The following is a 20,457-nucleotide window of genomic DNA, read 5'->3' as shown; positions in this document are numbered from 1 at the left end:
CCGGGGCGTGTCAGGCAGGCCGGCTGCCCGACCACGCCGGGTGGAGGTCGTCGATATGGAAGGGATGGGCGTGCCGGTTGTGCGGCCCGCGCGCGGGTGTCTCGCGAAGATGTGGATGATCGTCGGAAAGCTCGGGATGCTCGTGCTCACGCTGCAGCGGATCCTCGGCGGGCCAGGCCCGCAAGGCGAGCGCGGCAATGCCGACGGTCAGAACGGAGAGCGCAACCAACGCGGGCTCAAGCCCAACCCAGGCCGCCAGTTGCCCCGCCAGCGGATAGGCCACCAGCCAGCCTGCGTGCGACAGCGAGAACTGCGCAGCGAACACCGCCGGCCGATCCGCCGTGGCCGCCGAGCGGCTGATCACCAGCCCGCCGGGCGTCAGCACCAGCGAGGCGGCAAGCCCGAATCCGATCCAGAGCACCATGTGGCCGATATAGCCGAGCGGCAGCAGGATCGCGAGGCCGAGGCCCGCGTGCATCAACGCACCGCCCGCCATAACCAAGCGCTCGTCCCGCGCCTCCACGAGCCGCGGCACCACCACGGCGCCCGCAGCGGCGCCCAGCCCGTAGAAGGCCATAAGGATGGGATAGTGCCGCTCGGCATCGCCCAGCACCGCGCCCGCCAGCACCACCGAGTTTACCAGTACCCAGGCCATGCTCAGCGAGAGCGCGAAATTCAGCAGGAACAGCCCGCGCAGCCGCGGCGTATTGTGGTAGATGCGCAGCCCGTTGAGCACACGGGTCATGAAGGGCCGCCTGCGCCGGTCCGCGGCCTCTGCCGGAAAGCGGGTGACGAGCAGAGCCGCGATCGAGCCCAGGAAGGCCAGCGCCGCCACCCAGAACAGGAACTCCGCCACGATCAGCTGCAGCACCATGGCGGCGATCACCGGCGAGAACACCGATTCCAGCGTGTAGGCGATGCGCGACCAGACCAGCGCGCGACTGTAGGCGCGCTCCTCGGGCAGCACGTCCGGGATGACGGACTGGAACAGCGGGGTGAAACCGGCGGAGACCGCGAAGAACAGAAGCGCCAGCGCCGCGATCTGCCAGGTCTGCGTGGCGAAGGCCATCGGCAGCAACAGCACCATCCGGCCCAGGTCCAGCGCGATCATCACCCGCTTGCGCGAGCGGCCCGCAAAGAGCGCCTCGGCCAGCGGGGCCACGCCCACATAGGCCACCATCTTCACCGCCAGCAGGAAGCCCAGGATCTGCCCCGCCGCAGCCGCGCCGCCAATCCGGTAGGCCGCCAGCGACATTGCAACTGTCATCAAGCCGATGGCCAGCAGCGAGCAGAGCTGCGCCGCGAACAGCCTGCGGAATGTCGGATTGGCAATCGGGCTGAGCCGGGCTGCTGTCATGAAGCGAGCGTATCCTCGGGAATGCCGTGGGCGTTGAACCGGGCTGTACTGGTATCCACGCGGTAGTGATCTGCATAGTCTGGTGCGATCCGCGCCAGATTGTCGACCGCTCCTATGATAGCATCTGCCTTCTCATCGCTCATCAGCGCCGAAAGGTTAAGCCTGATCCAGCCGGGTTTCGCGGTTTCCTCGCCCTGTTCGAGCGCCGCGATGGTCGCATCGGAGTCAGCGCGCCCGAGGCCCAGAAGCCGGTGGCCATAGGGCCCGGCGCAGGCACAGCCGCCGCGCGCCTGCACGCCGGTCATGTCGCTCAGGAGCCGGGTGAAGAACTGGTGGTGCACCAGCCCCCCCTGCCCGTCGCGCACCCGGAAGGAGAAGATCGGCAGCGCCTCGGCCCCGGGAACGCCCAGCAGTTCTATCCGGTCGTTCCGCTGCCAAACGTCGAGCGCCCGCCGCCGCAGCTCGGCCAACCGCCTGTCCTGCCAGCCCTGCCCCAGCGCCTCCTTGACCAGCATCGCCAGGGCGGCGCGGATGTCACCGGTCACGTTCGGCGTGCCGCCCTCCTCCCGCGCCGCAAGGCTGCCGGAGTAGACATGCCCCCAGGGCGAGACGAAACTGACTGTGCCGCCCCCGGGAAGGGTCGGGGTGGCACGACGGGCGATCCCGTCGCGGATCACCGCGACACCACTGGACCCGGGACCGCCGGGAAACTTGTGCACCGAGAAGACGATGGCATCCTTCTGCGCATCTGTGCCGGGCTTCATGTCCATCTCGCAATAGGGGCCGGCGCAGCCGTAATCCCAGATCGCGAGCGCGCCGTGGGCGCGCAGCATACGGGTGACAGCATCCACGTCAGTCAGGATGCCGGTCACGTTGGACGCCGCCGAGAAGGTGCCGACGATCCGCGCCGCACCGCTGGCGGCCTCAAGCGCATCAGCCAACGCGCCCATGTCGACGCCGCCTTCCGCCGCCTCGGCGATCTCGATCACCTCCGCCCCGGTCTCGCGCCAGGGCAGGATGTTGGAGTGGTGCTCGTAGGGCCCGGTCAGCACCACCACCCGCTCGCCCGCCGCCACCATCGCGGCCAGATCCAGCAGGCCGACGATCCGATTGATCCCGGCGGTGGAGCCCGCGCCGGTGAAGACCACGCTCATGCCCTCGTCCGCCCCGGTCAGTCGGGCGATCTCGGCCCGCGCGGCCTCGCGCAGCTTGGTCATGTATTCGCCGCAGAAAGAGGCCTGGGTGTGGGTATTGGCATAGTAGGGCAGCACCCGGTCGCGGATGAAATCCTCGACCTGCGCCAGCGCCCGCCCGGAGGCGACGTAGTCGGCATAGATCAGCGGTCGCGGCCCGAACGGCCCGTCGATCTGCGCATCTTCGCCGATCAGCCCCTTTCGGATGCGGTCGTGCAGGTCGTCGCTCCGCAGCGCGGCCTTGAAGTCTTCGAGCGCGGTCATCTTGTCCCCTGATGTCGTCAGATCGATAATGACGCAATTTGCGCAAATTTCTTCACAGTTCTTTGCCTTTGAAATCCATGATTTGGGTCATATGATCGCGATATGGCGCATAAAATAGATCATTTCGACTCTCGCATCCTCGAACAGCTTCAGCGCGATGCCGGCCAGTCCCAGCGCGCGCTGGCCGAGAAGGTGGGCCTGTCGCAGAACGCCTGCTGGCGGCGGCTAAAGGCACTGGAGGCCTCCGGCGTGATCCGCAACCGCACGGTGGTGATCGACCGGGAGCGGCTGGGCGGCGGTTTCGTCGTTTTCTCGCTGATCAAGACGCGCCACCACTCCGCCGACTGGCTGCGCCAGTTCCGCCATCACGTCTCGGCCATCCCCGAGGTGATCGACTTCTTCCGCATCGGCGGTGAATATGACTATCTGCTGAAGATCGTCGCCCGCGACATGGCCGGCTACGACGATGTCTACAAGCGGCTCATCGAGAACATCGAGCTGGAGACGGTGACCTCCTATTTCGCGATGGAGGCGATCGAGGAGCAGCGCCCGGTGCCCCTGAGCTAACCGCGCGGCCTCAGCGCCAGTCGAGCACCACCTTGCCGGACTGGCCCGATTTCATCGCCGCGAAGCCCTCGCGGAACTCGTCCACCCCCATCCGGTGGGTGATGACCCGGCTCACGTCGAGCCCATTTTGCAGCATCGCGATCATCTTGTACCAGGTCTCGAACATCTCGCGCCCATAGACGCCCTTGATGGTGATCGCCTTGAAGACGATGTGCGACCAATCCACCGGCGACTTGCCCGGCGGGATGCCAAGCAGGGCGATCTTGCCGCCCATGATCAGGCTTTCCACCATCTGGTCCAGCGCCTGCTGACTGCCCGACATTTCGAGCCCCACGTCGAAGCCCTGCGTCATGCCCAGCTCGCCGATCACGTCGCGCAACGCCTCGTGGCGCACATCGACGGTGCGGACATTGCGGCAGACGTGTTCGGCCAGCTTGAGCCGGTCGGGGTTGATGTCGGTGATCACCACGTGGCGCGCGCCGGCGTGGCGCGCCACTGCGGCGGCCATGATCCCGATAGGCCCAGCCCCGGTGATCAGCACGTCCTCGCCCAGAAGGTCGAAGCTTAGCGCCGTGTGCACCGCGTTGCCCAGCGGATCGAGGATCGCGCCGATCTCGTCGGGGATATCGTCGGGCAGCGGCACCACGTTGAAGGCGGGCAGCTTCACGTATTCGGCGAAGGCCCCCTGCACGTTTACCCCGATGCCTCGCGTGCCCGGATCGAGGTGGAACTTGCCCGAGCGGCTCTGCCGGCTCTCGGTGCCCACCACATGGCCCTCGCCCGAGCAGCGCTGGCCGATCTTCAGCCCGGTCACGTTGCGCCCGAGCTCCACGATCTCACCGGCAAACTCGTGGCCGGTGATCATCGGCACCGGCACGGTGGCCTGCGCCCAGTCGTCCCAGTTCCAGATATGGATATCCGTGCCGCAGATGCCGGTGGCGTTGACCCGGATCAGCACCTCGTCCGGCCCGATCTCGGGCACCGGTGCCTGCACCATCCACAGCCCCTCCTCGGGCCGGGATTTCTCCAGCGCCTTCATGGTGTTGGGCCGGCTCATGAGATCACACCCAGATCGCGCCCGACCTTGCCGAAGGCTGCCAGCGCCCGGTCGAGCTGGTCGCGCGTCAACGCCGCGTTCATCTGCGTGCGAATGCGCGCCTTGCCGTGCGGCACCACCGGATAGAAGAAACCGGACACATAGACACCTTCCTCGAAGAGCCCGGCGGCCATTTTCTGTGCCAGCGGCGCCTCGCCCAGCATGACCGGGATGATCGGGTGCTCGCCGTCGAGCAGGTCAAAGCCGAGGTCGCTCAGCCCGTCGCGCCAGTATCGCGCGTTCTCGAAAAGCCGCGCACGCAGGTCACCGCCCGCCTCCACCAGCCGGATCGCCTCGATCCCGGCGGCGACGATCGAGGGCGGCAGCGCGTTGGAGAAGAGGTAGGGCCGCGCGCGCTGGCGCAGCAGGTCGATCACCGGCTGCGGTCCGGCGATATAGCCGCCCAGCGCGCCGCCCAGCGCCTTGCCCAGCGTGCCGGTGAGGATGTCGACATCGACGCCGAAGTGCTCCGGCGTGCCTGCGCCGCGCGCGCCCATGAAGCCGGTGGCGTGGCAGTCATCGACCATCACCACGGCGTCGTACTCCTTCGCCAGCCGGGTGATCTCGGGCAGGTTGGCAAGGTAGCCATCCATCGAGAAGACCCCGTCGGTAGCGATCATCACATGCCGCGCCCCGCCCTCGCGGGCCTCCTTCAGCTTCGCCTCCAGGTCGGCCATGTCGCTGTTGGCATAGCGGAAGCGGCGCGCCTTGCAGAGCCGGATGCCGTCGATGATCGAGGCGTGGTTGAGCGCGTCCGAAACAACCGCGTCCTCCGGTCCCAGGAGCGGCTCGAAGAGTCCACCGTTGGCGTCGAAACAGGCGGCGAAGAGGATCGAGTCATCCTTGCCGAGGAACTCCGCCAGCTTCTGCTCCAGGGCCCTGTGAAGATCCTGCGTGCCGCAGATGAACCGCACCGAGGCCATGCCGAACCCCTTGTCCTCCATCACGTCGCGGGCGGCGCGGATCAGGTCGGGGTGATCCGCCAGCCCGAGATAGTTGTTGGCGCAGAGGTTGATCACCTCATGCCCGCCCACCGCGATCTCGGCCCCCTGTGGCGAGGTGATCAGCCGCTCGCGCTTCATCAGCCCGTCGGCCTCGATATCGGCGAGCGTTGCGTTCAGATCGGCGATGAACCGGTCGGACATGGAAGACCTCCTTTTTGCGCGTCAGGCGGACTCTTCGGCGGCAGCCTGAAAGGCGGGTTCGCCCATGGTCCGGGGTATCATCTTTCAGCCCGCAGGCCTGCGATCTCGTCTTCCGAGAGTTGATCGAGGCGCGGCATCAGCTCAAGCAATTCGCGGGTGTAGTCGGATTGTGGCTGCTCGAAGAGCGCGGCGGTGTCCTGCACCTCCACCAACTGCCCCTGCCGCATCACGCCCACACGGTCGCACATCTGCCGCACCACCGGCAGATCATGCGAGATGAAAAGCATGGTCAGGCCGAGATACTCCTGGAGATCCTTGAGGATGTTCAGGATCTGCGCCTGGATCGACACGTCGAGCGCCGAGGTGGGCTCGTCGCAGATCAGGAAGCGCGGCTGGGTGGCAAGCGCGCGGGCAATGGAGATGCGTTGGCGCTGACCGCCAGAAAACTCGTGCGGGTATTTGCGGTGCGCATCGGCGGCAAGGCCGACGCGGTCGAGCAGTTCGCGGACGCGCGGGGCAATCTCGGTGCGGGGCAGCAGCTTGTGGTGGATGAGCGGCTCGGCCACGATGTCGCCCACCGACATGCGCGGGTTGAGCGAGGAGAACGGATCCTGAAAGATCATCTGGATCTGCCGCCGGTAGCGCGCGAGGCCTGCCGCATCCATCGCCGTCATCTCCTCTCCGTCGAAGGTGACGGTGCCTTCATCCACCGGGTAGAGCGTGGCGATCATCCGGGCGACGGTGGATTTACCCGAGCCGGACTCGCCCACCAGCCCGAAGACCTCGCCATCCCTGATGTCAAAGCTCACCTTGTCGACGGCGGTGAAATACTCCCGGCGCGAAGGCAGCAGCGATCCCTTGGAGAGGAAGCGCTTGGTCAGCCCCTCGACCCTTAGCAGGGTGCCCGATTGCGAGGTGGCGGAGCGATCCCAGTTGCGGGCGAGATCTTCGATCTTGAAGCTGGTCTCCCGCCCGCCGTAGCTGACCTGTGGAAAGCGGTGCAGCTTGACCTGCGGGCGCGGCACGGCGGCGATGAGGCTTCTGGTATATTCATGGCTCGGCGCGCCGAGGATCTGCGCGGTGGCGCCCTGCTCCACCACCTTGCCCGAATACATCACCGTCACCTGGTCGGTCGTATCGGCGATCACCCCCATGTCGTGGGTGATGAGGATCACCCCCACCTGCCGCTCCTGCGCCAGCTCCTTGATGAGGTCGAGCACCTGCGCCTGAATGCTGACATCAAGCGCGGTGGTGGGCTCGTCGGCGACGATCACGGAGGGCTCGGAGCAGAGCGCGAGGGCGATCACCACGCGCTGCCGCATGCCACCCGAAAACTGGTGCGGATACTGGTGGAACCGCTCTTCCGGGTTCGGGATGCGCACCCGGTCCAGCAGGGCGATGGCGCGCGTCTTCGCCTCGCTCTGGCTGAGCCGGAGGTGGAGCTGGATGGTTTCCACCAGTTGCTCGCCCACTGTGAAGAGCGGGTTCAGCGAGGTCAGCGGATCCTGGAAGATCATGCCGATCTCCTTGCCGCGAATCTTGCGCTTCTCTTCGGCGTCGAGCTGGTCGATCCGCCGCCCGTTCAGCCAGATCTCGCCCTCGGCGATTCGCGCGGGCGGGTCCAGCAGGCCGATCACGGCGTTGCCCGTCATGGATTTGCCCGCGCCGGACTCCCCCACCACGCCGCGGATCTCGCCGGGGCGAATGTCATAGGAGACGCCCTCGACCGGCTTGAACAGGCCGCGCCGGGTGGGGATTTCAACCGTGAGGTTGCGGATGGAGAGAACGGGGTCTGTCATCGGAGCCTCGGGTTGAGTGCATCGCGCAGCCAGTCGCCCAGCAGGTTCACCGCCAGCGCAAGGGCCAGCAACGTGCAGGCCGGGAAGAACAGGATCCACCACTCGCCGGAGAAGAGAAAACCCTGCCCGATCCGGATCAGCGTGCCGAGCGAAGGCTGGGTGGCTGGTGCGCCGACGCCGAGGAAGCTGAGGGTGGCCTCGGCGATGATGGCCAATGCGAGCGAGATGGTGGCGATCACCAGCACTGGAGAGAGCACGTTGGGCAGGATGTGGCGCAGCATGATCCGCAGCGGCGAGCGCCCGATGAGGCGGGCGGCGGCAACGTAGTCCTTGGACTTTTCCACCAGCGTCGCACCACGCACCACGCGGGCGAACTGCACCCAGTCCGACAGGCCGATGGCGAGGATCAACACCCAGATTGCCATCTGGTCGCGGTATTCGACCGGAGTGACCCCCTTGGCGACGCCGAAGATGAGCATGGCCACGAGGATCGAGGGGAAGGTGAGCTGCACATCGGCGATGCGCATGATGATGGTTTCCGTCCAGCCGCCGAGGTAGCCGCTGAGCAGCCCGAGGAAGATGCCCAGCACCATCGCAAAGAGCACCGCCGAGACCCCCACGAAGAGCGAGATGCGCAACCCGTAGAGGATGGTGGAGAACACATCACGCCCCTGGTCGTCGGTCCCCAGCAGGAAGCTCTCGCCGGTGAAGGCGTTTGGCTCCATCGGGCGGGTGAAGCCGTTCATCAGGTTCAGGCTGGCCGGGTCGAAGGGATTGGTTGGCGCGATCAGCGGGGCGAAAACCGCCGAAAGCACCAGCAGCGCCGTCACCACGGCCGAGGCGATGGCCACCGGGCTGGTGCGGAAGGCATAGAAGATGTCGCTGTCGAAGAACCGGGTCATGCGGCCACCCTCAGGCGGGGATCGATAAAGGCATAGAGAATGTCCACCAGCAGGTTGATGCCCACGAACATCACCGAGATCAGCATGAGGTAGGCCGCCATCACCGGAATATCGACGAACTGGATGGCGTTGATGAAGAGCAGGCCGACGCCGGGCCACTGGAATACCGTCTCGGTGATGATGGCGAAGGCGATGATGGAGCCAAGCTGAAGGCCGATCACGGTGATGACCGGGACCATGGTGTTCTTCAGCGCGTGGCGGAAGTTGACGACCCTGTCGCTCAGCCCGCGTGCCTTGGCAAAGCGGATGTAATCCTGCCGCAGCACCTCCAGCATCTCCGAGCGGACGAGACGCATGATCAGCGTCATCTGGTAGAGCCCCAGCGTGATCGACGGCAGGATCAGGGCCTTCAGGCCGGAGGCGGTGAGAAAGCCGGTCGTCCAGCCGCCCAGATCCACCGTGTCGCCCCGCCCGAAGCTGGGCAGCCAGCCCAGTTCCACGCTGAAGAGATAGATCAGCAGGATGCCGATGAGGAAGGTGGGCAGCGAAACCCCGATGAGCGACGCCGACATGATGAGGTTGGCGGCAATCCCGTTGCGCCGGATCGCCGTGAAGACGCCCAGCGCGATGCCCAGAAGGATGGCGAAGATGCCCGACACCGCCGCAAGCTCCAGCGTGGCCGGGGCGCGCTCCAGCAGGATCTCGGCCACCGGGCGGCCCTGCCGGTAGGACACACCGAAGTTGCCCTGCACCGCCTGTTCGAGGAAACGGTAGTATTGCACCACGAAGGGCTTATCGAGGCCAAGCTGCTGCCGCAACCGCTCGACATCCTCAATCGTGCGCTCCTGCCCTAGCATGTTGTCGATCGGATCACCGACGAAGGTGAACATCGAGAAGGCCACGAGCCCCGTGATCAGGAGCACGAGGATCGACTGTCCGACGCGTTTGACGATGAAGGAGAGCACTGATCTGTCCCTTTGAAACGCGCCCCGGGGCTGGTGCCACCTCTGGCGGGTGGCTGGGGCCCTTGGCCGGGCCCCGGAGCGGTTGAGCTTGCGGCGCTAGTTTACCGTGACCCAGCGCAGGATGAAGAAATCGTCGGGGCGCTGTGTCAGCTCCACACCGGAGCGGGCGCCCCAAACCAGGGGCTGCACGTAGAGCGGCACATAGGCGACCTCGTCCTGAAGGATCTTGGCGGTCTCGTCGAGCATGGCCTGACGGGCTGTATCGTCAATCTCCGACTGGATCATCGGCAGGAGTTCGTCGACGCGCGCGTTGGAGTAGCCGCCAAAGTTCCAGCTGCCCAGCTTGGCCTCGTCGTCTTGCGTGGCGGCCAGAAAGCGGATCGGGTGCTCGGCATCGAAGGTGCCCGGCGACCAGCCCAGCAGGTACATGTCGAAGTTGTCGGCACGCAGCTCGGGCCAGTAGTTGGAGACGGGCATGGCATCGAGTGACACCTCCATGCCTGCCTGCGCCAGCATCGAGGTGATGGCCTGGCACACCGCCTCGTCGTTCAGGTAGCGGTCATTCGGGCATTTGAACGCGATGGTCTGGCCGGTGAGCCCCGCCTCTTCGGCGAGGCTGCGCGCGGCCTCGGCGTCATAGGCGTAGGGCGCGGCGTGGGCCTCGGAGTAGCCGCGCATCGCCGGGCTGACCATCTGGCTGGCCACCTCGGCGTTGCCGCGCATGATGGTTTGCAGGATCGCGGGCACATTGATGGCCTTGGCCACCGCCTCCCGCGCACGCGGATCGACGAACATGTCTGCCCCGCCCTGCCCGCTCTCGGCGGCGCCCTCCTGCTGGTCGAACCCCAGCATGATCACCCGCGCCTCGATGCCCTGGATCACGCGGACCTCGGGGTTGCCCTCAAGGCGCGCCACGTCCTGGATCGGCACCGGGTTGATGAAATCCACGTCACCGGAAAGCAGCGCGGCAAGCGCGGTGGCCGGGTTCTGGATCGGGGTCATCGTCACCCGGGTGAGGTTGTGCTCCACCTCGCCCCACCAGCCCTCATGTGGCTCCAGCACGGTTTCAAGATCCGGCTGGCGCGACACCACCTGAAAGGGGCCGGTGCCGTTGGCGTTGAGCGTGGCGTAGTTGCCCTGCTCCTTGTCGGGGCGCGCGGCACCGTTGGCCTCGGCCCAGCCGCTGTCCATCATCATCCAGTTGGCGATGGAGTCGGGGAAGATCGGGTTGGGCGCAGTTGTCATGATGTCGACGGTGTAGTCATCGACCTTGACCACCTCGCTCACCGGCGCGAACCAGCTCGAGGTGTCGGCCTGCTCGGAAGAGGCGCGCTCGTAGGAGAAGATCACGTCATCGGCGGTAAACTCGGCGCCATCCTGAAACGTCACGCCCTCGCGCAGCTTGAAGCGCCAGCCCTCGCCCTCGCCGATGGGTTCCCAGCTCACCGCAAGGGCGGGCTCGATCGACATATCCTTGCCGCGCCGCACGAGGCCTTCATAGACGTTGTTGAGAAACCCGAGCACCGGCGTGGAGTTGACGGCATGCGGGTCCATCGTCTGCGGGTCGGTGGTGACGGCGAAGTTGAACTCCTCGGCCGTTGCGGGCAGCGCAAGCACGAGCGCGAGAGCGGTGGAAAGGCGGCGCATCTGGTCTCCTCCAATGCAGATTGCTGGGATATGGGCCGCCCGCGTAGGCGGACGGCCCCACGGCACAAGGCCTAGTTCATGGTGAAGTATTTCACCTTCGGCTGATCCTCGGGATCAACCTCGATGCCCACGCCTTCGGCCATGCCCCAGTTCAGCACCTGGTGGTGGATCGGGATGTAGAGCGCTTCGTCCTGCACCACCTTCCAGATCTCGGCGATATCCGCGTTGCGCGAATCGAGATCGGTGTTGGAGGCCAGCGACTTGATCTTGGCGTCGAGCTCGTCGTTGTCATAGCCGGTGGCATTCCAGGTGCCGATGTCACCTTCGCGGCCATGCACGAGGAAGTTGAAAATATACTCGGAGTCGTAGGTCGGAACGCCCCAGCCGAGCATGTAAAAGTCGCTCTTGCCGTCGGTGATCAGCGGGAAGTGCTGGGCCTTGGGCTTGGCATCCAGGTTCACCGTAACGCCGATCTGGCCCAGCATGCCAACGGCCGCCTGGCAGATCGCCTCGTCGTTGATGTAGCGGTCATTCGGGCAGTCGAGCCGGATCGAGAAGCCATCGGCATATCCGGCCTCTTCCATCAGCGCCTTGGCCCCTTCGATGTCGGTCACGCTTGCGCCGTCCATCTCTTCGGTCCAGCCGTTCACGAAGGGCGGGGCGATCATGCCGGCGGGTTCGGACTGACCGCGCATCACCACCTGCTGGATGGCATCGCGGTTGATCGCCATCGACATGGCCTTGCGCACGCGCACGTCGGCCAGCGGGTTGGCGCCATCAACATCATCGGCCTCGATATCATCCGGCCCCTGGTTCATGCCAAAGAAGATCACGCGGTTCTGCGGCGCCTTCTTGACGGTCAGCCCATCGGCGCCCGCGACGCGCTCGAGGTCTTGCACCGGCATGTCCTGAAGGAAGTTCACCTCGCCCGAGAGCAGCGCGGCCACGCGGGTCGCGGCGTTCTGGATCGGGGTATAGACAATCTCCGACACTTCCATGGGAAACTGGTCACGCCCCCAATACTCCTCATTGCGCACCATCACCGTGCGCACGTCGGGCTCACGCGATTGCAGGATGTAGGGGCCGGTGCCGTTGGCGTTCGTGGTGGCATAGGTGATCTCGCCACCTTCGAAATCCTGCACCGCCACGGTGTCATTGGCCTCGGCCCATCCCTTGTCGAGGATGTACTGGTTGGTCAGGTTCGCGGGCAGGATCGGGTTGGGCCCGTCCGTCACGATCTCGATGGTGTAGTCATCGACGGCGCGCACCTCAACGACGGAGCTGAGCAGCTCCTTCATGTCGGAATTTTCCGATTTGGCCCGCTCGAAGGAAAACACCACATCCTCGGCGGTGAAGTCCTCGCCGCCATGAAACTTAACACCTTCACGCAGCTTGAAGACCCAGACGTTGGGATCATCTTCGCTGGGCGCCCATTCGGTGGCCAGCGCAGGCTCGAAGGCGCCGGTGACGTCACGGATGATGAGCGGCTCGTACATCTGGTGGCGGATGGTATGCGTCGGCCCCTCGTTCTGGGCGTGCGGATCGAGCGTGAGCGCGTCGCCCGCGCGGGCCCAGCGCAGAGTTTCTGCCGAGGCGAGCGTCGTCGTCGACAAGAGCGCCGCGAGCGCCAGAAGGCCTTTCGAATTGGTCATGGATATCTCCCTGGTTGTCATTCTCCCCTCCGTTCACGCGGGGGTGATGTGGCAGCACATCATGTGCCCGCCCCTGTGCCAAGTCCCTTCACGGAAAAACTATGCAGCGGGCGGTGGCTGACGTCGCGGCGGCTTGGGTGTATCCGCGCAATCTGGCCCGGAGGAACGGGTCAGGGGCCTAGCGCAGGCTGTCGCGCGCAATGGCCACAACAAGGCGGCCTGTTGCAGCGGTCCGGGCGGAGGCGATGCTGGCAGCGGTCGGCGCGCCAACGATCGGCGCCTCAACGGCAAAGCCGCGGGCAACTTCGCGGCCGGCCTCCTCGGGCGCCACGTAATACTGCCCGGCAATGCGGAAGGTGCCGCGCTGCGTGGCGTGGAAGTCTTCCACCCGCACGTCCACCCGCGCATCTGCCCGGTCACGGAAGGGCCAGGGCTCGGGCGCCACGATCCGGCTCGTCACCACGCCCAGCTCGCGCGCAAGCTGGAGCGTCATCGCCCGCGCCGGCTCGTCCGACCAGAGCGCCCCGATCGGCACCACCGTGCCATCCGCCGCGGCAATCACGATCTCTTCCGTGGTGGCATAGGTGGGCATGGTCACCAGCGCCACCTCGACGCTGCGATAGCGGATACTCACGCGCTCGGTGGGCGCGGTGGGTGCGGCCACACCGGCAGGGGCCACGCGAATATCGGCCCCCGAGCAGGCGGCGAGGGCAACAGCGGCCAGCAGAATGGCAAGCAAACGGGTCATGTGTCAGCGTCCGATCAGAATGGAATTCGGGTTTCGCGAAATCTGCCGCGCCAGCCGCTCCAGCGCCGCCGCCGCCGCCTCGATCTGGCGCAGGGTGGCCGAAAGCTCGCGTCCGGCATCGCCATCGCGGGAAAAGTTGTCAACCGCCGCGCCAGCCTGTCCGGCCAGCCGGTTCAGCCGCGCCGAAAGCTCGGGCAGGGATTCGGTGGCTTTCGACACCGCCTCGGCGGCCCCGCGAGCGGAGGCCAGCGTGGCATTCGCGTTTTCCACCAGGCCGCCTTCGCGCAGACTGGCGAGCGTGCTGCGCAACTCGGTCAGGGTTGCGTTCAGCTCCTCGGGCAGCGCGCGGGCGCTGTCCTGGTTGAGCACCGCCTCGGCGGCCGAGATCAGCTCTTCGGCGCGGGTGGCCAGATCCTGCAACGAGAGCTTTTCGGCCTCGCTCAGAACCGAACTCGCCTGTTTGGCCAGCCCCGGCACGGTATCGGCTGCGGCCCCCACGGCGGCGATGGTCTCGGTCAGCTGCGCGACGAGCGCCTTTTCCTCGATATCGGCCACGATGGCGTTGATCCGGTTGGCGGTGTCCTGAAGGCTGGCCGAAAGCGCCGCGATCTCGCCGGGAAGCGCACCGATTTCCTCGGATTCCACCAGCGCGCGGGTGCTGGCGACCGTCTTGCGCAACTCGGCGAGGGTTTCGGCGACCTCGCCGGGAATGGCCTGTGTTTCCTCGCTGGACACCAGCGTGGTGGAAGCATCGAGAAAGTCGATAACGCTCGCCATCACCTCTTCCACCGGCAAATCGTCGATCCGTTGGAGCAAGTCCTGCACGGTCGTCGTCACATCCGTCACGTTCGGCGCGGTGGTGGGGATCTGGGGGAACGGGTCGGCACTTCTGTCAAGCGCCGCCGGGTCCGCATCCGGGGCCAGGAAGAGATCGACCTGAAGCTCGTTGGTCAGCAGCGCCACATTGGCGAGCCGCGCCCTGAGGCCCTCGTTCACCCGGCGCTCGATGAAGTCGACGAAGGCCGCATCGTCTTCCGCATCGTCGCCTCCATTGAACCCGATCCGACTGGGCACCAACCGCAGGGTTGTCAGCAGGCGCACCCGGCCATCGCCAAAGCGGGCCTCATCGGTGACCCCGGCGATGGTTGTCACCTCGCCGATCTGCAACCCACCCAGCTGAACCGCCGAACCAACCCGCAGGCCGGGCAGGTTCTGGTCGAAGATGGCAAGAAACTCGACACCGCCGGTTTCATTGTCGATCAGGAAGCTTTGCCGGGCCGCCTGCTCATCGGCAAAAAGCGAAAACTCGCGCCCATCCTCGATCGACACGCCCCCCGATCCGAGCGTCTCGAAGGCGACGCCGCCGGCAAGCAGCGAGGCCAGCGAAGAGAAATCCACAGTCGCACCTGCAGCCCCGAGCGAGAAACTGATGCCGGACACGTCCCAGAACCGCGTGGTCGAAGAAATCAGCTGATCGTGCGGAGAGAAGATCACCGCGTCAGCCACGATGGTTTGCCCGTCCCCACCGATGGTGGCCTCGCCGATCTGCCCGACCCTGACGCCCCGAAACAGGATCGGCGTGGCCGTGGGTGGCAGGCCTGTGCTGGAGCTGAGCTTGATGATTGTGCCCTTCTGGCCGCCCGAAAGCAGAGGGGCTTTGGCCAGGGCCTCGAACTGCGAGGCCGGCACACCGGCCTCTCCGTCCCAGTCGCCCTCGATGTAGACCCCGGAGAGCACCGTATCGAGGCCGGTGACACCCTGCGTGGTCACCTCCGGGCGCACCAGCCAGAACTGCGCCTGCTGATCCACGAAGGGCGCAATCTCCTGATCCACCCGGATGCTGACGATCACCTGGTCCAGCGCATCGGAAAACCGCACCTCCTCCACCTGTCCCACGGCGATATCGCGGTAGCGCAGCTCGGTTTCATCGGCATGCACGCCGTTGGCGCTGGGGAAGGCCACCTCGATGAGCACGCCCTGATTGGCGTAGTTCTGCCACGCCACGCCCACGGCGATCAGCAGCGCCAGAACGGGCACCATCCAGACAAACGACAGCCTGCGCGCCCCGCCGCCGGGCTGCACCTGCAATTCGCTGAAGCCGTCGGTCATGAGGCGCCCTGCCCTGCCCGGCTGGGCAGATAATCCCAGATCAGCCGAGGGTCGAAGGATTTTGCAGAGAACATCGTAAAGATCACCGAGAGTGCAAACGCGAGGGCCGCCGGGCCGGGTTGAATGGAGGCCACCACGGAGAGTTGCACCAGCGCACTCAGAATCGCAACCACGAACACGTCGATCATGGACCAGCGCCCAATAAATTCAATGACTTCAAACAAGTGCATCCGCGCCACGGGTGTCTTCTGCGATCGCATACGCACCGACAGGGCAAGGTAGCCGATGGCGATGAACTTGATGACAGGGATGAAGACGGAGGCAATGAGCACGATCAGGGCGATGCCGAGATCGCCGTGCCGGGCGATCTCGATGGCGCCGCCGATGATGGTGTCATCCGAGCGGCTGGTGAGCGTTTCGGTGACAAGCATCGGGTAGAGGTTGGCCGGGATGTAGCAGACAAGCCCGGCCAGCCACCACGCCCAGACCCTCTGAAGGCTCATCGGCTCGCGCGACGTCAGCGGCATGCCGCAGCGCCCGCAGCTTTCCGTCTGCATCGGCCAGACCCGGGCACAGGTGCGGCATGTCACGAGGCCTGCCTGGCGTGCGGTTGTCATGGCCGCACCGTCGGTGCGGGCGCGGTCCCGCGTCCCGGTTCTTGCTCGGCCTCATCCAGCGCCGCCCAGATCGACCAGCTGCACAGCGAGCGATCGACCAGCAGCACGAAAGCCGAGAGCACGATGAACATCCAGAACGCGGGGCCGAAATTGAGCCGCGCAAGATCGGCCACCTTCACCAGGGCCACCGCGCAGCCGATGGCAAAGATCTCCGTCATCGCCCAGGGCTTCATCTGCTGCGTCACCCGAAAGGCCCAGCGGGCCCCCGGATAGGCCCGGTGCTGCAAGGCGAGCGGCGCGAGGGCGTAGGCCAGGAAGACGGCGCGCAACAGCGGCACCAGCAGGATCATCGCAACCGAGGTGACGGAAACGACAACAAGCGCCCCCGACCCGAAGCTGGTTGCCACGTCGAGCAGCGAGACGCGGTTGACGATCCCGGCGGCGTGGATTTCGAGGAAGGGATGAAACACCGCCGCCACCACGAGGATCAGGTTGGCCACCGAGAGCGCCAGCGCGCGATTGTAGGCAGCCGCACGCGGCGCGATCAGCACGGTATGGCACCGGCTGCAAATCGCCCGCTCCCCATCCGCAACGTGCTTTGCATGATGAAGCAGGTCGCAGTTGGGGCAACCGATCAACTCGGCGCGGGGAACGTCTTGTGGGCTGGCCATTCGGCTACGGGGCCTTCCTGAAGGTGCACCCGACGGTAGCCCCCGCGCCCGGGGGTCACAAGGCCTGTCGCGCCGCATCGTGGCACCCCGAACGGCATCGCCACCTCAGAAATCCCAGTCTTCATCCTCGGTCGCCACCGTCTTGCCGATCACGTAGCTGGAGCCGGAGCCGGAAAAGAAATCGTGGTTCTCGTCCGAGCCGGGCGACAGCGCGGCCATGATGGCGGGGTTCACCCGGCAGGCCTCGTCGGGGAAGAGCGCCTCGAAACCGAGATTTTGCAGCGCCTTGTTGGCGTTGTAGTGCAAGAACGCCTTCACATCCTCGGTCAGCCCCAGCCCGTCGTAGAGCTGCTCGGTGTAGCGGGCCTCGATGTCGTAAAGGTCGAAGAGCAGGGCAAAGGCAAAGTCCTTCAGCTCGGTGCGCTCCGCCTCGGGCAGCCGCTCCATCGCCCGCTGGAACTTGTAGCCGATGTAATAGCCGTGGATCGCCTCGTCGCGGATGATGAGGCGAATGAGGTCGGCGGTGTTGGTCAGCCGCGCGCGGGACGACCAGTGCATCGGCAGGTAGAAGCCGGAGTAGAAGAGGAAGCTCTCGAGGAAGACCGAGGCGATCTTCTTGCGCAGCGGGTTTGAGGCAGCGTCATACTCGTCGAGGATCAGCCGCGACTTGGCTTGCAGGTGCTCGTTTTCCGCCGACCAGCGAAACGCCTCGTCCACTTCCGATGTCTGGCACAGGGTCGAGAACACTGACGAATAGGACCGCGCATGGACCGCCTCCATGAAGGCGATGTTGGTCAGCACCGCCTCTTCGTGCGGGGTTTGCGCATCGGGCATCAGCGCGGGCGCGCCCACGGTGTTCTGGATCGTATCCAGCAGGGTGAGGCCGGTGAACACGCGGATGGTGAGTTGCCGCTCTTCATCGGTGAGTTGCGACCAGCTCTGGATGTCGTTCGAGAGTGGCACCTTCTCGGGAAGCCAGAAATTGGCGGTGAGCCGGTTCCAGATTTCCAAATCCTTGTCGTCCTGCAGCCGGTTCCAGTTGATCGCGGCGGGCACGGGGCGGGCGGTGGTGACGGTGTCTTTCATGGCGGCGGTCCTTTGGCGGAACGTTGATCGTTGGAGAAGAATTTTCACGAAAATTCTTCGGGCCCGAAAAATCTTTGTGAAGATTTTTCCTCCTCAGAGGGTGCAAGACACGCAGCCCTCGACTTCGGTGCCCTCCAGCGCGGCCTGGCGCAGGCGGATGTAGTAAATCGTCTTGATCCCCTTCTTCCAGGCGTAGATCTGGGCGCGGTTGATATCGCGCGTGCTGGCCTCGGCGGGGAAGAACAGCGTGAGCGAAAGCCCCTGATCCACATGCTCGGTGGCCGCGGCATAGGTGTCGATGATCGCCTCGGGGCCGATCTCATAGGCATCGCGGTAGAACTCCAGGTTCTCCCCGGTCATGTAGGGCGCGGGGTAGTAGACCCGGCCAATCTTGCCCTCCTTGCGGATCTCCACCTTCGCGGTGATCGGGTGGATCGAAGAGGTGGCGTAGTTGATGTAGCTGATCGAGCCGGTGGGCGGCACGGCCTGAAGGTTGCGGTTGTAGAGCCCGTGCTCCATCACGTCCGCCTTCAGCGCGGCCCAATCCTTCTTGGTGGGCAGGGTGATGCCGAACTTCTTGAACAGCTCCTTCACCTCGGCGCTCTCGGGCCGCCAGCTCCGCGAAGTATACTTCGCGAAGAAGCTGCCATCGGCATAGGTCGTTTTATCAAAGCCCTTGAACCGGCTGCCCTTTTCCTGCGCCAGCGCGCAGGAGGCAGAGAGCGCGTGGTAGAGCACGGCGGCAAAATAGACGGAGGTGAACTCCACGCCCCCGGGCGAACCGTAGTGAATGCGCTCGCGGGCGAGGAAGCCGTGCAGGTTCATTTGCCCGAGGCCAATGGCATGGCCCTCGTCGTTGCCCTTGCGGATCGAGGGCACGGAATCGATGGCGCTCATCTCGCTCACCGCATTCAGCGCCCGGATCGCGGTGCCGACCGAGGCACCAAGGTCGCCGCCGTCCATCGCCCGGGCGATGTTCATCGAGCCGAGGTTGCAGGAAATATCGGTGCCCATCTGCGCATAGCTCAGATCGTCGTTGAACGCCGAGGGTTCGTTGACCTGAAGGATCTCGGAGCAGAGGTTCGACATGGCGATGCGGCCCGCGATCGGATTGGCCTTGTTCACCGTGTCCTCGAACATGATGTAGGGGTAGCCGCTCTCAAACTGGATCTCGGCCAGCGTCTGGAAGAAGGCGCGGGCGTTGATCTTCTTCTTCCGGATCTTCGGGTTGTCGACCATCTCCTCGTATTTCTCCGTGACGGAAATCTCGGAGAAGGCGCAGCCATAGACGCGCTCCACGTCATGGGGCGAGAAGAGGTACATGTCCTCGTTCTTCTTCGCCAGTTCGAAGGTCACATCGGGGATGACCACGCCGAGGCTGAGCGTCTTGATCCGGATCTTCTCGTCGGCGTTCTCGCGCTTGGTGTCGAGAAAGCGCAGGATGTCGGGGTGGTGTGCGTTTAGATACACCGCCCCCGCCCCCTGCCGCGCGCCGAGCTGGTTGGCATAGCTGAAGGAATCCTCCAGCAGCTTCATCACCGGGATCACGCCCGACGACTGGTTCTCGATGCCCTTGATCGGGGCGCCGTACTCGCGGATGTTGGTCAGCATCAGTGCCACGCCACCGCCACGCTTGGAGAGTTGCAGCGCCGAGTTGATGCCACGCCCGATGCTCTCCATGTTGTCTTCAAGCCGCAGCAGGAAGCAAGAAACGAACTCGCCCCGCGCTTTCTTGCCCGCGTTCAGAAAGGTCGGCGTGGCGGGCTGGAAGCGGCCCGAGAGGATCTCTTCCATCAGCTGCATCGCCAGCGCCTCATCGCCGCGGGCCAGCGCCAGCGCGTTCATCACCACACGGTCCTCGTAGCGCTCGAGATAACGCTGCCCGTCCCGCGTTTTCAGCGTGTAGGAGGTGTAATATTTGAACGCGCCGAGAAAGGTCGGGAAGCGGAACTTATTGGCAAAGGCCGCATCCCATATCGCCCGCTGGAAGTTCTTTGAATACTGGTCCAGCACGCCCGCTTCGTAATAGCCCTCGTCCACCAGGTAGCCCAGCTTCTCGTCGAGCGAGTGGAAGAACACCGTATTCTGGTTGACGTGCTGCAAGAAATACTGCCGCGCCGCCATCCGGTCGGCCTCGAACTGGATGTTCCCCTGCGCGTCGTAGAGGTTCAGCATCGCGTTCAGCGCGTGGTAGTCGAGGCCCTGCGTCAGGCTGGCGTCAAGCATTGTGTTCCCCAGAATTTTCCAAGCCCGGCGCGGATGCGGGCGATGTCGGTTTCGGTGCCTGCCAGCTCGAAACGGTAGAGCAGCGGCACGTTGCACTTGGCGGCAATCACCTCGCCCGCGCGGGCGAAGGTGGCGCCGAAATTGCGGTTGCCCCCGGCGATCACGCCGCGCAGGAGCGCCCGGTTCTCAGCCCGGTTCAAGAAGGCGATGACCGGCTTGGCCACCGCGCCCCGGCCTTCGCCGTCGGCATAGGTCGGGGTGATGAGCACGAAGGGTGCGGTGATCTCAGGCACCGGCGCCGTCGCGCTCAGGGGCAGGCGCGTGGCGGGGAGGCCCAGCTTTTCCACCAGCCGGGCGGTGTTGCCCGACCCGCTGGAGAAATAAACCAGATGCCCCCGCGCCGCGCCCATCGG

17 protein-coding genes are annotated in these 20,457 nt (G+C 65.3%); 1 reads left to right on the top strand and 16 read right to left on the bottom strand.

Features of this window, described 5'->3' with window-relative positions; translation table 11 throughout:
• Window positions 1–10 precede the first annotated feature (10 nt).
• On the bottom strand, window positions 11–1,357 hold the full coding sequence (locus DYI42_RS02805) for an MFS transporter (RefSeq protein WP_213544399.1): 1,347 nt from the start codon (window positions 1,355–1,357) through the stop codon (window positions 11–13).
• Window positions 1,354–2,814, bottom strand: coding sequence for an aminotransferase class V-fold PLP-dependent enzyme (locus tag DYI42_RS02800; RefSeq protein ID WP_213544398.1), 1,461 nt, complete (start codon window positions 2,812–2,814; stop codon window positions 1,354–1,356). Before DYI42_RS02800 ends, DYI42_RS02805 begins: the two co-directional genes overlap by 4 nt.
• A 102-nt stretch (window positions 2,815–2,916) precedes the next feature.
• Between DYI42_RS02800 and DYI42_RS02795 the strand changes: the two genes are divergently transcribed.
• Window positions 2,917–3,381 (top strand): Lrp/AsnC family transcriptional regulator, encoded by a 465-nt coding sequence (locus DYI42_RS02795; protein ID WP_213544397.1) that lies wholly within the window; start codon window positions 2,917–2,919, stop codon window positions 3,379–3,381.
• Between the two features lie 10 nt (window positions 3,382–3,391).
• Here DYI42_RS02795 and tdh read toward each other — a convergent pair whose 3' ends face one another.
• The 14 genes from tdh to nrdI form a co-directional block, all read right to left on the bottom strand.
• Window positions 3,392–4,420, bottom strand: a complete 1,029-nt coding sequence (gene tdh, locus DYI42_RS02790; protein WP_213544447.1) for an L-threonine 3-dehydrogenase — start codon at window positions 4,418–4,420, stop codon at window positions 3,392–3,394.
• A 14-nt stretch (window positions 4,421–4,434) separates the two neighbouring features.
• Window positions 4,435–5,622: a glycine C-acetyltransferase gene (locus DYI42_RS02785; protein ID WP_213544396.1), complete on the bottom strand. Its 1,188-nt coding sequence runs from the start codon at window positions 5,620–5,622 to the stop codon at window positions 4,435–4,437.
• Window positions 5,623–5,699: 77 nt separating this feature from the next.
• Window positions 5,700–7,421: an ABC transporter ATP-binding protein gene (locus DYI42_RS02780; protein WP_213544395.1), complete on the bottom strand. Its 1,722-nt coding sequence runs from the start codon at window positions 7,419–7,421 to the stop codon at window positions 5,700–5,702.
• Complete coding sequence (locus DYI42_RS02775; RefSeq protein WP_213544394.1) at window positions 7,418–8,323, bottom strand: ABC transporter permease; 906 nt, start codon at window positions 8,321–8,323, stop codon at window positions 7,418–7,420. The genes DYI42_RS02780 and DYI42_RS02775 overlap by 4 nt, the downstream gene beginning before the upstream one ends.
• Entirely contained in the window at window positions 8,320–9,288 is a 969-nt protein-coding gene (locus tag DYI42_RS02770; RefSeq protein ID WP_213544393.1) for an ABC transporter permease, read from the bottom strand. Before DYI42_RS02770 ends, DYI42_RS02775 begins: the two co-directional genes overlap by 4 nt.
• 96 nt (window positions 9,289–9,384) lie before the next feature.
• Window positions 9,385–10,935: an ABC transporter substrate-binding protein gene (locus DYI42_RS02765; RefSeq protein WP_213544392.1), complete on the bottom strand. Its 1,551-nt coding sequence runs from the start codon at window positions 10,933–10,935 to the stop codon at window positions 9,385–9,387.
• 71 nt (window positions 10,936–11,006) lie between these two features.
• A complete protein-coding gene (locus tag DYI42_RS02760; protein WP_213544391.1) occupies window positions 11,007–12,587 on the bottom strand; it encodes an ABC transporter substrate-binding protein in 1,581 nt (526 codons plus the stop codon).
• Between the two features lie 178 nt (window positions 12,588–12,765).
• Complete coding sequence (locus DYI42_RS02755; RefSeq protein WP_213544390.1) at window positions 12,766–13,335, bottom strand: PqiC family protein; 570 nt, start codon at window positions 13,333–13,335, stop codon at window positions 12,766–12,768.
• Between the two features lie 3 nt (window positions 13,336–13,338).
• Window positions 13,339–15,444, bottom strand: a complete 2,106-nt coding sequence (locus tag DYI42_RS02750; RefSeq protein ID WP_213544389.1) for an MlaD family protein — start codon at window positions 15,442–15,444, stop codon at window positions 13,339–13,341.
• The gene (locus DYI42_RS02745; protein ID WP_213544388.1) at window positions 15,441–16,061 is read right to left on the bottom strand and encodes a paraquat-inducible protein A; all 621 of its coding nucleotides are present in this window, start codon (window positions 16,059–16,061) and stop codon (window positions 15,441–15,443) included. The genes DYI42_RS02750 and DYI42_RS02745 overlap by 4 nt, the downstream gene beginning before the upstream one ends.
• On the bottom strand, window positions 16,058–16,732 hold the full coding sequence (locus tag DYI42_RS02740; protein WP_213544387.1) for a paraquat-inducible protein A: 675 nt from the start codon (window positions 16,730–16,732) through the stop codon (window positions 16,058–16,060). The genes DYI42_RS02745 and DYI42_RS02740 overlap by 4 nt, the downstream gene beginning before the upstream one ends.
• 105 nt (window positions 16,733–16,837) lie before the next feature.
• Complete coding sequence (nrdF, locus tag DYI42_RS02735) at window positions 16,838–17,818, bottom strand: class 1b ribonucleoside-diphosphate reductase subunit beta (RefSeq protein ID WP_213544386.1); 981 nt, start codon at window positions 17,816–17,818, stop codon at window positions 16,838–16,840.
• Between the two features lie 93 nt (window positions 17,819–17,911).
• Entirely contained in the window at window positions 17,912–20,044 is a 2,133-nt protein-coding gene (gene nrdE / locus DYI42_RS02730) for a class 1b ribonucleoside-diphosphate reductase subunit alpha (protein ID WP_213544385.1), read from the bottom strand.
• Window positions 20,026–20,454, bottom strand: coding sequence for a class Ib ribonucleoside-diphosphate reductase assembly flavoprotein NrdI (nrdI, locus tag DYI42_RS02725; protein ID WP_213544384.1), 429 nt, complete (start codon window positions 20,452–20,454; stop codon window positions 20,026–20,028). The genes nrdE and nrdI overlap by 19 nt, the downstream gene beginning before the upstream one ends.
• Window positions 20,455–20,457 lie beyond the last annotated feature (3 nt).

Source organism: Vannielia litorea (assembly GCF_018424695.1).
In the GTDB taxonomy this organism is placed as follows: domain Bacteria; phylum Pseudomonadota; class Alphaproteobacteria; order Rhodobacterales; family Rhodobacteraceae; genus Vannielia; species Vannielia litorea_A.
The sequence above is the reverse complement of the archived record's forward strand: the minus strand, read 5'-3'. Positions and strand labels throughout refer to the sequence as shown.